Below are 11,859 nucleotides of genomic sequence, written 5' to 3'. Positions count from 1 at the left end.
CGTAGTGACGGGCAGCCGTTTCGTACTCGACGTGGGCGGTGTTGATGGTGATGCCGCGGGCTTTTTCTTCCGGTGCAGCGTCGATCTGGTCGTAGGCTTTCGCTTCGCCGCCGAATTTCTTCGACAGAACGGTTGCGATTGCAGCGGTCAGGGTGGTCTTGCCATGGTCAACGTGACCGATGGTGCCAACGTTCACGTGCGGCTTAGTCCGCTCGAACTTTTCTTTTGCCATTTTAGACTCCTAACAATTTTAAAATATTGCTGGGCACGCGCCCGACTGTCAGATGATGTATTGCAGAATACAGCGATACTGCGAATTCTGGTGCCCTTGACGTGGATTGAACACGTGGCCTCTCCCTTACCAAGGGAGTGCTCTACCACTGAGCTACAAGGGCTTATTTACTGCGATTGTTACGGCGTACGATATTTACTGCGCATTGCAACGAAAACTGGAGCGGGTGAAGGGAATCGAACCCTCGTCATAAGCTTGGAAGGCTTCAGCTCTACCATTGAGCTACACCCGCGAGGTTCCGTTTCACTACACTGTCACTCAGTTTCCTTGCAAAAACTTGGTGGAGGGGACTGGATTCGAACCAGTGTACTCATAAGAGGGCAGATTTACAGTCTGCTGCCTTTAACCACTCGGCCACCCCTCCGCGAGGAACCGCAGAGTATGAAGCATAAAATCTAAACTGTCAACGCTCTAACACAGTCTTGCTCGTGTTGTGCTGCTAACCGTCTGCTTCGGGGCGAGATTGTAGCGGCTACCCGTGAGAATTTGCAAGGGTTGTTTTACGAGTTCATCAAAAATCTTTCAGGCCATTGAATTTGCTGGGCTGACAAGACCATTTATGTTTTTCCCAGGTTCCTTTTGTTGCATCCCTTGCTATAAAATCGCCCGTTCCCACCTGCCTGTGCCGTGCGTCGCCCACGCCGGCGCCGCGCACTTGCCGTCACCACCTGGAGTTTTGGATTGAACACTCGACTGAACAGTTGGCGCACGCTGCTGCTGGCCAATCTGTTGCTCGCGCTGGCCTATGCCGCCACCGGTCGCATCGGCCTGCAACTGGCCCTCGGCCCGGGCTCGGCCACCCCGCTGTTCCTGCCTGCCGGCATCGCGCTGGCGGCCCTTGTCAGCGGCGGCGTACGCCTGCTGCCCGGCGTGGCTGCCGGCTCGCTGCTGATGAACCTGCTGATCTTGCCGCTGCTGCATACGGACCTGGGGCTGGCAGCGCGGCTGGTTGCCTCCGGCACGGCGGCGGCCACGGCGGCATTACAGGCCTACGTCTCCATGCATGCTTTCCAGCGCTGGATCGATCCGGGCATCGACTCCGGCCGTGATGTGCTGCGCTTCCTGATGCTGGCGCCCATCCTGGCGTTGACCAGCAGCACCCTGTCGCTGTGCGCCCTGTCGCTGCTGGGGGTGCTGCCCGGCAGCGACCTGCCTGCCAACTGGCTGGCCTGGTGGCTGGGCGATACGCTGGGCATGCTGCTGGCCGCCCCGCTCGTGTGGATCCTGTTCGGCCAGCCGCGGCGGCTGTGGTGGCGCCGGCGCTGGCTGGTGGGCCTGCCGATGCTGCTGCTGATGGCCCTGTTCGTGACGATCTTCCTGAATGTACGCCGGTGGGAATGGAACCAGCAGATGCAGACGGTGCAGCTCAAATCGCAGCAGGTGGGCGACCTGCTGCAGGCGAAGATGTCGGAACATGAACGTTTCGTCTTTGCCATGTCAAGCGCCATCAATGGCCGCGGCCGCGCCATGATGCCGCCGGATTTCCAGCGCGTGGCCCAGGGCTACCTGGCACGCCACCCGGAAATGATGTCGATGAGCTGGCTTCGCCCCGTGGCCGGCGACGAGCGCGAGGCCTTCGAGCGCTGGGGCCGCGAACATATCGACCCCGCCTTCGCCATCCGCGCACCGGATGCGAACGGCAACATGATGCCGGTGCCGCCCAGCGCCGCCCATATGGTGGCCACCTTTATCGAGCCGCGCGGCAACCGCATCTACCTGGGCCTGGACATGCTGGCCGAGCCTTCGCGCGCCGCCGCCGTGCGCGCGGCGCTGCAGGGCGACGAGCCGGCCGCCAGCGCGCCGCTGCAACTGATCAGCAAGGGCCTGAAGCCGGGCATCGTGCTGCTGCAGGCGGTGCGCCCGTCCGACGGCGGCGAGCCGGTGGGCATGCTGCTGTTGTCGCTGCGACTGGAGAGCTACCTGAACAGCGTATTGAAGCAGGTCGGTTTTCCCCACCTGGTCGCCACGGTGGACGACAGCGCCACCGGGGAGCGCCTGGCCGCCTCGGACGGCACGGGCTGGGACGGTCCGGCCGCCGTGCTGCGCCAGACGCTGCACTTCGGCGGACGGGATTACCTGCTGACCCTGTCGCCGACGGCGGAGTACGTCGCCACCCAGCGGGGCTGGCAAAGCTGGACCGTGCTGGCGGCCGGTTTGCTGCTGACGGGCCTGCTGGGCGGCCTGCTGCTGCTCTCCAGCGGCGAACGGGCCCAGATCCAGGCCCGCGTCGAGGACAGCACGGCCCGGCTGCAGGAACGGGAAGCGCGCCTGCAGGCCATCCTGGACAAGGCGGCCGACGCCATCCTCACCATCGACAGCTACGGCGTGCTGGTGTCGGCCAACGGCGCGGCCGGACGGCTGTTCGGCTACGACCCCGAGCAGATGGCCGGCCTGCCGCTGGTGCAACTGCTGCCGGCGGCACACAACGAAACGCCGGCCGTGCTGCTGCGCCGCATCGCCAGTGCCGGCAGCCATGCCCACGAGGCCACGGGCTGGCGCCGCGAAGGCGTGTCCTTTCCCCTGGCCGTGTCCGTCAGCGAAGTGGAGCTGCCGGGCGAGCACCTGTTCGTTGCTATCCTGCACGACCTGACGGAACGGCAGCGGGCCCAGGACCGCATCTACCGGCTGGCCCACCACGATCCCTTGACGGGGCTGGACAATCGCCTGTCGCTGAACCTGCGGCTGGACCAGCTGCTGGGGCGCACCCGCCGTACCCAGGCCAGCGCGGCCGTGCTGTTCCTCGACCTGGATCATTTCAAGAAGATCAACGACACGCACGGCCACCAGACCGGCGACCAGCTGCTGATCGCCGCCGCCGGGCGCCTGCGCGAGCTGCTGCGCGACGTCGACACGATCGCCCGCCTGGGCGGCGACGAATTCATCGTCGTCACGGGCGGCAATGCCACGCCGGACACCGTCAGCCACCTGGCCGCCGGCATCGTCGAAGTGCTGGCCCGGCCCTACCAGTTGCAGGGCGTGACGGTGCACAGCGGCGCCAGCGTGGGCGTGGCCATGTTCCCCACCGACGGCGAGGACAGCAGCACCCTGCTGCGCCACGCGGACACGGCAATGTACGCGGCCAAGGCGGCCGGACGGGGCAACTTCCAGTTCTTCTCGGCCGACATGAACGCGGCCACGCATGAGCGCCTGCTGCTGGAAAGCCGCCTGTGGCAGGCCCTGGACCAGGGTGAGTTCGAGCTGTTCCTGCAGGCCCAGATCGAGCTGGACAGCGGCCGCGTCATCGGCGCGGAAGCCCTGCTGCGCTGGCACCATCCGGAACTGGGCCTGGTGGGGCCGGACCGCTTCATCCCCATCGCCGAGGAATCCGGCCTGATCCTGCCGCTGGGCGACTGGGTATTGAAACGTGCCGTGCAACTGCTGGACCGGTGGCGTGGCATGGGCCTGGGCCACGTGCGCCTGGCCGTCAATCTGTCGGCGCGGCAATGCCACGGCACGGGCCTGCTGGCCCAGCTCGATAGCTTGCTGACGAGCACCGGCATCGACCCGGCCCTGCTGGAACTGGAAATCACGGAATCGGCCGCCATGCAGGACCCGGAACGCAGCCGCGGCCTGCTGCAGCAGCTGCGCTCCCGCGGCATCAAGGTCGCCATCGACGACTTCGGCACGGGCTACTCGTCGCTCAGCTACCTGAAACTGTTCGAGCTGGACCGCATCAAGATCGACCGCGGCTTCGTCAAGGACATCGAGACGGACCCGGACGATGCCGTCATCGTCGCCGCCACCATCGGCCTGGCCCACGCGCTGGGGCTGGAAGTCATCGCCGAAGGGGTCGAGACGCAGGCCCAGGCCAGCTTCCTGCGCAGCAAGCACTGCGACGAAGCCCAGGGCTACCTGTTCGCCCGGCCCGGTACCCTGGCCGAATTCGAGGCCCTCGCCGCCGCCCCGGCCCGCGCCGTCGCATAAGCCAGGCCGCTGGCCTCAGAAAAATCCGGGACAGTCCCCAAAAATTCGGGGACAGTCCCGGATTTTTCGGGGACAGTCTCCGAATTTTCCGAAACTCCCGATACGCCGGGTCAGCCGGCGGCGATGTCTTCCAGCGCCCGCACCACTTCCGGATCGAACTGCGTGCCGCTGCGCTCGCGCACATGGGCCAGGGCCGCTTCCTGCGGCCACGCTTCGTTGTAGGTGCGGGCGTGCATCAGCGAGTCGTAGACGTCGACCACGGCAACGATCCTGGCCGACAGGGGAATGGCCTGGCCCTTCAAGCCGTCCGGATAGCCGTGGCCGTCGAAGTGCTCATGGTGGGCGCCGGCGATCTCGGCGGCGTAGCTCAGGTAGCTGACGCCGTCGACCATGCCGGCGGCCCGTTCCAGCACCGTGCGCCCGACCTGGGCGTGGGCCTGCATGCGGATGCGTTCCTCGGCCGTGTGGGCACCCGGTTTCAGCAGGATATGGTCCGGCGTGGCGACCTTGCCGACGTCATGCAGGATGCTGGCCAGGCCGATCATGTCCAGAAACTGCGGCGTCAGCTGGTCGGGATAGGCGCCCCGCTCCACCATCCGCGCGGCGATCGCACAGGATAATTGCTGCACCCGGCGCACGTGGCCGCCGATGGCGTCGTCGCGGTATTCGGCCAGGTCGGCCAGCGCCACGACGGTGGCTTCCTGGGCCTTGCGCAGCTGGCCGAACATGTACAGGTTGTCGAAGGCGGCGGCGATGCGTTCGCAGAACACTTCCAGCAGGTCGCGCTGGATCTGCGCCAGCGGCCATGGCGGCGTGATGGAAATGGCGACGTCACGCCCTTCCCGCGTGTGGATGTACAGCACGTTGACGGGATGGTCGAACTGGCTTTTCTTTTCCGCGAAGGCCTTGGCGATGGTGGCCGCCAGCGCATGGTCGAGCGGCAGGTGTTCGGCCTCGGCCAGGTCGACATAGTCGCCCGTGGCCGCCACCACGGTGGCCTGCCCATCGCCTGCCTGCATCAGGCACAGCACGCCATCGGCACCGACGTCGAGGATGGCGGACACCTGGTTCAGCACGCCCGAAGCGAACTCCCGCAGCGAGTGGATGTGGTAGAGGTTGGTGGCACCGGCCAGGATCTTGCCCAGGCCTGCCCGGCTGCGTTCCAGCATGTTCAGGCTCTCGTAGGCGCGCAGCGCCGAGATCACCGTCGTGAACAGCTTTTGCGTCGTCAGTTCCGTCTTGGCCTTGTAGTCGTTGATGTCATACTCGATGATGACCTTCTGCTCGGGCGCCTGGCCCGGCTGCCCCGTGCGCAGCACGACGCGCACGATGGCGTTGTGCAGCTCCTCGCGGATGCGGCGCGCCAGCCGCAGGCCGGCGTCGTCCGTTTCCATCACGACGTCCAGCAGCACCAGGGCGATATCGGGTGTGCTGGCCAGGATGTCGAAGGCCTCGGCGCCGCTGTAGGCGGAAAACAGCTCCAGTTCGCGGCCCTTGAAGACGACATTGCGCAGGGCCAGCCGCGTGACGGCATGCACGTCCTGGTCGTCGTCGACGATCAGGACGCGCCATTGGCGCTGGTCCGGAGGTGTCGACGGTGCGTGCCCGTCTTCCTCTTCGTCCAGCAGCCAGTTATCATCGGCGGCAGTCGAATCCGTCATGCGTTCTCCTTCGGGTCCCGTATGGGTTCGTGCCAGCATAAGGCAGAAGCGGCGCCGGTGACAATTGAAACTTGCCGCGTCGCAAATAGTGCCGGAGTCTGCTACGCTTTGACAACAACGACCATTGGGGGAGCACACCATGCAAGACAAGCCAGATCAGCAGGGCGACGGCGACGGCGCGGGCCGCGAATTCCTCGCCTTTACGCTGGGCCGCGAGGAATACGGTATCGACATCCTTAAGGTGCAGGAAATCCGCGGCTACGAGGCGGTCACGCGCATTGCCAATGCTCCGGAATTCATCAAGGGCGTCATCAACCTGCGCGGCATCATCATCCCCGTGGTCGACATGCGCATCAAGTTCCACCTGGGCGAGCCCGTGTACGACCAGTTCACGGTCGTCATCATCCTCAACATCAAGGGCCGCGTCGTGGGCATGGTGGTGGACAGCGTCTCGGACGTCATCACCCTGACGGCGGACCAGATCAAGCCGGCACCCGAGCTGGGCACCTCGTTCTCGCAGGAATTCATGATCGGCCTGGGCACGATCGGCGAGCGCATGCTGATCCTGATGGATATCGACAAGCTGATGTCGAGCCCGGAGATGGGCTTGAACGATCCGATCAATCCGTAAGGAGGGCGAGCCGTGAAACGGCAAGCCCGGTGCCGTAACACCTGAACCCAGTCAGGCCAGGCCGGCTAAACCGCGCAGGGCTGGGCGCGAGAGCGCACAGAAAGGGCGAGCCGTGAAACGGCAAGCCCGGTGACGTAACACTAACCCCAGTCGTTCCCAGGCTGGCTAAAACCGCGCGGGGCTAGGCGCAAGGGCGCAGACAGTGCTTCAGCACGGCAAGCCCGCCGCAACAACGCCCTGCGCGGTTTTAGCCGGCCTGGGGCTTCAGCACGGCAAGGCCGGCGCAACTAACGCCCTGCGCGGTTTCAGCCGGCCTGGCGTTTTGAACACGGGTGCTTTCCTGCCAGATCGATGTTCTGGTAGCGGATTTCATACCGCCCCGTCGACAGCTGGTCCACCACCAGCTTGTCCTGGGCCTGCACGAACACGTAGCGCACGTTCGAGCGGCGCTCCATGTCGTAGATCTTGATAAAGACGGGGAAGGCGTTTTCGCTGTTGTCCAGGGTGAGCTGCATGTCCTGGCCCTTGTTCATGACGGGGAAACCCGTCACGTAGCCGGACTGGGTCGGCCACGGTTCGCCGTTCGGCGCCACCAGGGCGGGCGTTTCGTTTTCGCAGTCGGGGCTGACACCGGGCAGGATCACGTGCGACAGCGCCACGACCTTGATCGGGGGTGTCTCCGCCGCTTCGGGTTCGGCCGCGTGGCTCCCCGCCGCAGGGGTGCCCCAGCCGTCCTCGGTGTCGGCGTGGCGCTCGGCCCGTGGCGCCGGCCGGCTCGCGCTGGCCGTCAGTTCGCCGGGCTTGCCGCCCCAGGCCGCCGCCAGCACGGTCGATACCTCGCGTGGTTCGGCCACGGTCATGATGCCGGCCACCCAGCCGACACCCAGGCAGCTGGCGGCCGTCACCCACAAGCGCCAGTTGCGCAGCAGCGCACCGGGGCGCATCGTGGGCCGGGGCGCGTCGGGCCAGGCCCGGGCCGGCACTTCGCTGCCGCGCTGCGGATCGTCCTGGCGCGTGCTTTCCAGCCACTCCACCTCGAATTCTTCCTGGGCGATCCAGTCGTCGTGCTCCTTGCGGCGCTGGGGATCGGCCAGGGTGCCGTAGGCGGTGTTGACGATGGCCATGATCCGGGCCGCCTTCTCGTCGCCCGGGTTCTTGTCCGGATGGTATTTCTGGCTCAGCGCCTTGTAGGCGGCACGTACGACTTCCTGTGGCGCGCCGCGTGCCACTTTCAGGTTGTCATAATGTGTATGTATCTTTCCCATCGTCTCAGTATTGTCAGCTGCGCGTCACGACGGGGTTTCGCGCCAAGTCAACCATAATAGCCGAACTCATAACATCCATTGCAAGCGTGACGAACGGCGCCACGGCGCCCTGAAGTCACAGCCGGTGGGCCCGGTCGCTGGCCGCCAGTGCCGCCGGCAGATCGATGTCCTTGCCCACCACCAGTACCTTGAACAGTTCGCCCATCTCGGCCGGCGACAGCAGCTTGTGCACGGCGTTCGATTGCGGCAGGTAGCGCTTGGTGTCGGCCGGGTCGGTGCGCAGCAGCAGGTCGCCGATGCCGGCGCCCAGCAGGAAGGCGGCCTGGCTCATATAGGCCAGCACGTCCGCGCCGGCATCCTGGGCCGCCAGCGCCATCGCCGTGAAATCGACGTGGGCCGTGACGTCCTGCAGCCCGGGCAGGTAGAACGGGTCGGCATGTGCGTGGTGGCGGTAGTGGCACATCAGGGTGCCGGCGGCGCGGTCCTCCAGGTAGAACTCATGGGCCGGGAAGCCGTAATCCAGCAGGATGGCGGCGCCGCGCCCCTTGGCCAGCAGCGCGCCCAGGCTGCGCATGAAGCCGCAGGCGACACCATGCAGCTCCGTCACATAGCCTTCCGGCAGTTCGTCCGCATGCGGGATCTGGCGCGCCAGCTGTTCGACCAGCACCGGGTCCAGGTCCGCCGGCTGCCAGGCAAAGCGGCCGTCGGCGATCGTCACGTGCAGTTCGCGCCAGCCGGCGGCCGTCTTGCTGACCAGGTGCACGGGCATCGCGTCGAGGACCTCGTTGCCGACGACGACGCCGTCGAAGCTGTCCGGGAAACCGTCCAGCCACGTCACCTGGGGAAAGTCGCGCAGCGCTTCCTGCTGGCGCGCGCGCAATTCGCCCGACAGTTCGACGATGGCATAGCTGTCGACGGTCACGCCGAGCTTGGCCAGTTCGGTCAGGATGTCGCGCGCCAGCTTGCCCGTGCCGGCGCCGAATTCGAGGATGCGGGGCGCGCTTTGGGCGATAATGGCGGCCGCGACATGGGCAAGCGCGCCGCCGAACAGGGGCGAGAGCTCCGGCGCGGTTGTAAAATCGCCGTCCTGGCCCAGCTTGGCGGCGCCGCCCGTGTAATAGCCCAGGTCCGGCGCGTACAGGGCCTGTTCCATGAAGCTGGCAAAGGAAATGGCGCCGCCCTGCCGCGCGATGTCGGCGGCGATGCGGTGCTGCAGGGCGTGGGACGCGGCCAGCGCGTCCGGGGAAGGTGCGGGAAGAGACATCCGCGCATTGTAGCAACGTCTTCTGGAGTAATCGAACATGAGCAATCTTGACGCCGCGCCCGTTGCGCTGGTGACGGGCGCCGGCCGGCGCATCGGCCGCGCCATCGCGCTGGGCATGGCGCGGGCCGGCTGGGACGTGGCCGTGCACTACGGCACCTCGCGCGACGATGCGATGGAAGTGGCCGGCCAGGTCGAGGCCATGGGCCGGCGCGCCGTCGCGCTGCACGCGGACCTGGCCGACGAAGCGGCCGTGCACGCCCTGCTGCCGGCCGCCGTCGCCGCGCTGGGCGAGGTGCGTTGTGTCGTCAACAACGCCTCGCTGTTCGATTATGACAGCGCGGCCGACTTCACCCTGGCCCGGCTGGACCGGCACATGCACGCCAATGTGGGGGCGCCCGTGCTGCTGGCGCAGTCGCTGCATGACCACACCGCGGCGGGCCGACAGGGGGTCGTGGTGAACCTGCTGGACCAGAAGCTGTACAATCTCAATCCCGATTTTTTGTCGTACACGCTGTCCAAGGCAGCGCTGCACACGGCCACGACGATGCTGGCGCAGGCGCTGGCGCCGAAGGTGCGCGTGGTCGGCGTGGCCCCGGGCATCACGCTCGTCTCGGGCGACCAGGACGAAGCCGGCTTCGCCAAGGCCCATGCGCAGACGCCGCTGGGCCGCTCCAGCACCCCGGAAGATATCGTGGCCGCCGTGCTGTATGCCGCCACGGCCGGTGCCGTCACGGGCACCACCCTGCTGGTCGACGGCGGCCAGCACCTGATGCCGCTGCCGCGCGACGTGATGTTCCTCGCGACGTAAAGAATATTCGATTCCATAGAAGGTTAATTATGCTGTCCGCCCTGACCCACCCCCGCCTGCAGGACTGCCGCCGGCTGTTCCTGCGCAACTACGAAGTGCAGATCAATATCGGCGTGCACGATTTCGAGAAAAAGGGCGAACAGCGCGTCCTGATCAATGTCGACCTGTATATCCCGCTGGCCGTGTCGACGCCGACCGCCGACGAGCTGCACGAAGTGGTCGACTACGACTTCATGCGCGACACCATCGCGCGCCGCATGGCCCAGGGCCACGTGCACCTGCAGGAAACGCTGTGCGACGACGTGGTGCAGGCCATGCTGGCCCACCCGCGCGTGCGCGCCGCCCGCGTATCGACGATGAAGCCGGATGTGTATCCGGACTGCGAAGGCGTCGGCGTCGAAGTGTTCCGCATCAAGGACGACGTATGAACGCCGTGATCGACAACGCCGCCGTGGCGGACAAAGGCGCGGAGAAGAGCGCCGAGAAAATCGCCTACGAGAACAACAAGCTGCACAAGCGCCTCTGCCGCCTGGTGGGCCAGGCCATCGGCGACTTCAACATGATCGAGGACGGCGACAAGGTGATGGTGTGCCTGTCCGGCGGCAAGGACAGCTACGCCCTGCTCGACATCCTGATGACGCTGCGCGAGCGCGCGCCGATCCATTTCGACATCGTCGCCGTCAACCTGGACCAGAAGCAGCCGAACTTCCCGGCCGATATCCTGCCGGCCTACCTGACGGAACTGGGCGTGGCCTTCCATATCGAGAACCAGGACACCTACAGCATCGTCAAGCGCCTGATCCCGGAAGGCAAGACGACCTGCTCGCTGTGCTCGCGCCTGCGCCGCGGCATCCTGTACCGCGTTGCCGACGAGCTGGGCGCGAACAAGATCGCACTGGGCCACCACCGCGACGACATCCTGGAGACCTTCTTCCTGAATATGTTCTTCGGCGGGAAGCTCAAGGGCATGCCGGCCAAGCTGGTGTCGGACGACGGCAAGCACATGGTGATCCGCCCGCTGGCCTACGTGAAGGAAGAAGACACGACCCGCTACGCCGAGGTCAAGGGCTTCCCCATCATCCCGTGCGACCTGTGCGGCTCGCAGGAGAACCTGCAGCGCAAGCAGATCAAGGCCATGCTGCGCGACTGGGAAAAGAAGCACCCGGGCCGCGTCGAAAGCGTGTTCTCGTCGCTGTCCACCGTGATCCCATCGCACCTGATGGACCGCAACCTGTTCGGCTTTACCGACCTGAAGACGGACGGCATCGCCAACCCGCTGGGCGATATCGCGTTCGATGAGGAGCCCTGCTCGACGCCAGCGACAATTCCCGGCATCATCCCCGTCCAGTCCGCCTAAGGGCACATCCGAAAAATGGGGACAGACCCCATTTTTCGGGCAACATCCAGAGCACCCGGACCACCCGCGCGTCCGGTACACGGATGCCGGTTGCAGCGTTCATCACGGCAAGCCTGGCGCCGGCGAAGGATTCGGAGCGCGCGCGGGCTCTGACAAGACAGCCTTTACGAGGTTAAGGGGCAGTGCAGGCCTATTGACGTCCAGACGCCTCGCTGGCCCATCGCTCACCTGCCCCAGTCCCGCCCATCACCACCTGGATGCCTTCCGCCCGCCAGGCGATCGACACCCCGCACACCTCGAACCTTGTACATAGCTTTTGCGCTGGCCAAGGATTGACGCTGAACGCGGCAGTATCGCCGCTCGGCAGCATGCTGCCCTGGTCGACACGCCATGGGTCGCCGGTACCCCAGCACGATAGCGTTGATTGACAAGGGCGAACCGACTGTCCCCCGGTCATAGCCTGATGCGCTGCATCGTCTTAATTCGAATTCGCCTGACGCGATTTTGACTTAGATCAATCCTCCCTCCAGGTTTCTTGCATTATCGTCCTACCCTGGGACATAGGCCAGGAGTGCAACATGCAGGCGACAATCCCCGGCCAGGCCGCGCCGCGCGATAGCGGTGCGTCGATCGCAGCGCTGATCGCGCCTCGCGCAA

At 65.7% G+C, this 11,859-nt stretch carries 9 protein-coding genes and 3 tRNA genes; 5 read left to right on the top strand and 7 right to left on the bottom strand.

Annotated features, from left to right (window positions below; genetic code table 11):
- From GM672_RS09700 to GM672_RS09685, 4 genes are all read right to left on the bottom strand, one after another.
- The coding region (locus tag GM672_RS09700; protein ID WP_229417651.1) for a GTP-binding protein at positions 1-232 on the bottom strand (232 nt) is incomplete at its 3' end.
- An 88-nt stretch (positions 233-320) separates the two neighbouring features.
- Positions 321-395, bottom strand: a tRNA-Thr gene (locus tag GM672_RS09695).
- A 55-nt stretch (positions 396-450) separates the two neighbouring features.
- Positions 451-524: transfer RNA gene (locus GM672_RS09690), tRNA-Gly, on the bottom strand.
- A gap of 46 nt (positions 525-570) precedes the next feature.
- Positions 571-656 (bottom strand) — tRNA-Tyr (locus GM672_RS09685).
- Positions 657-973: 317 nt separating this feature from the next.
- Here GM672_RS09685 and GM672_RS09680 point away from each other — a divergent pair.
- Positions 974-4,216 carry an EAL domain-containing protein gene (locus tag GM672_RS09680; RefSeq protein WP_155470321.1) on the top strand — a complete coding sequence of 1,081 codons (3,243 nt, stop codon included), beginning with the start codon at positions 974-976 and terminating at the stop codon, positions 4,214-4,216.
- A 110-nt stretch (positions 4,217-4,326) separates the two neighbouring features.
- Here the strand turns inward: GM672_RS09680 and GM672_RS09675 are convergent, their stop codons facing one another.
- The gene (locus GM672_RS09675) at positions 4,327-5,877 is read right to left on the bottom strand and encodes a DUF3369 domain-containing protein (RefSeq protein WP_155470320.1); all 1,551 of its coding nucleotides are present in this window, start codon (positions 5,875-5,877) and stop codon (positions 4,327-4,329) included.
- A 139-nt stretch (positions 5,878-6,016) separates the two neighbouring features.
- Here GM672_RS09675 and GM672_RS09670 point away from each other — a divergent pair, with 139 nt between their 5' ends.
- The gene (locus GM672_RS09670) at positions 6,017-6,508 is read left to right on the top strand and encodes a chemotaxis protein CheW (RefSeq protein ID WP_155470319.1); all 492 of its coding nucleotides are present in this window, start codon (positions 6,017-6,019) and stop codon (positions 6,506-6,508) included.
- A 305-nt stretch (positions 6,509-6,813) separates the two neighbouring features.
- On the opposite strand, the gene GM672_RS09665 is transcribed toward GM672_RS09670, so the two are convergent.
- Together GM672_RS09665 and GM672_RS09660 are read right to left on the bottom strand one after the other, a co-directional pair.
- Entirely contained in the window at positions 6,814-7,773 is a 960-nt protein-coding gene (locus GM672_RS09665; RefSeq protein WP_155470318.1) for a J domain-containing protein, read from the bottom strand.
- 115 nt (positions 7,774-7,888) lie between these two features.
- The gene (locus GM672_RS09660; protein ID WP_155470317.1) at positions 7,889-9,037 is read right to left on the bottom strand and encodes a class I SAM-dependent methyltransferase; all 1,149 of its coding nucleotides are present in this window, start codon (positions 9,035-9,037) and stop codon (positions 7,889-7,891) included.
- A 37-nt stretch (positions 9,038-9,074) separates the two neighbouring features.
- Between GM672_RS09660 and GM672_RS09655 the strand changes: the two genes are divergently transcribed.
- Genes GM672_RS09655 through ttcA form a run of 3 tightly spaced genes read left to right on the top strand, consistent with a single transcriptional unit; the run spans position 9,075 to position 11,202 of the window.
- Complete coding sequence (locus GM672_RS09655; RefSeq protein WP_155470316.1) at positions 9,075-9,845, top strand: SDR family oxidoreductase; 771 nt, start codon at positions 9,075-9,077, stop codon at positions 9,843-9,845.
- A 29-nt stretch (positions 9,846-9,874) separates the two neighbouring features.
- Complete coding sequence (locus GM672_RS09650) at positions 9,875-10,273, top strand: dihydroneopterin aldolase (RefSeq protein WP_155470315.1); 399 nt, start codon at positions 9,875-9,877, stop codon at positions 10,271-10,273.
- A complete protein-coding gene (gene ttcA, locus GM672_RS09645) occupies positions 10,270-11,202 on the top strand; it encodes a tRNA 2-thiocytidine(32) synthetase TtcA (RefSeq protein WP_155470314.1) in 933 nt (310 codons plus the stop codon). Before GM672_RS09650 ends, ttcA begins: the two co-directional genes overlap by 4 nt.
- The last annotated feature ends 657 nt before the right edge of the window (positions 11,203-11,859 follow it).

The sequence above is a fragment of the Pseudoduganella buxea genome (assembly GCF_009720835.1).
Taxonomy (GTDB): Bacteria; Pseudomonadota; Gammaproteobacteria; order Burkholderiales; family Burkholderiaceae_D; genus Rugamonas; species Rugamonas buxea.
Note: the sequence above shows the minus strand (reverse complement) of the source record. Positions and strands in the feature narration are given on the sequence as shown.

Coding starts and splice junctions, on each gene's coding strand:
- GM672_RS09675 (WP_155470320.1), bottom strand. CDS start 5,877: ATGACGGATTCGACTGCCGCCGATGATAACTGGCTGCTGGACGAAGAG.
- GM672_RS09670 (WP_155470319.1), top strand. CDS start 6,017: ATGCAAGACAAGCCAGATCAGCAGGGCGACGGCGACGGCGCGGGCCGC.
- GM672_RS09665 (WP_155470318.1), bottom strand. CDS start 7,773: ATGGGAAAGATACATACACATTATGACAACCTGAAAGTGGCACGCGGC.
- GM672_RS09660 (WP_155470317.1), bottom strand. CDS start 9,037: ATGTCTCTTCCCGCACCTTCCCCGGACGCGCTGGCCGCGTCCCACGCC.
- GM672_RS09655 (WP_155470316.1), top strand. CDS start 9,075: ATGAGCAATCTTGACGCCGCGCCCGTTGCGCTGGTGACGGGCGCCGGC.
- GM672_RS09650 (WP_155470315.1), top strand. CDS start 9,875: ATGCTGTCCGCCCTGACCCACCCCCGCCTGCAGGACTGCCGCCGGCTG.
- ttcA (WP_155470314.1), top strand. CDS start 10,270: ATGAACGCCGTGATCGACAACGCCGCCGTGGCGGACAAAGGCGCGGAG.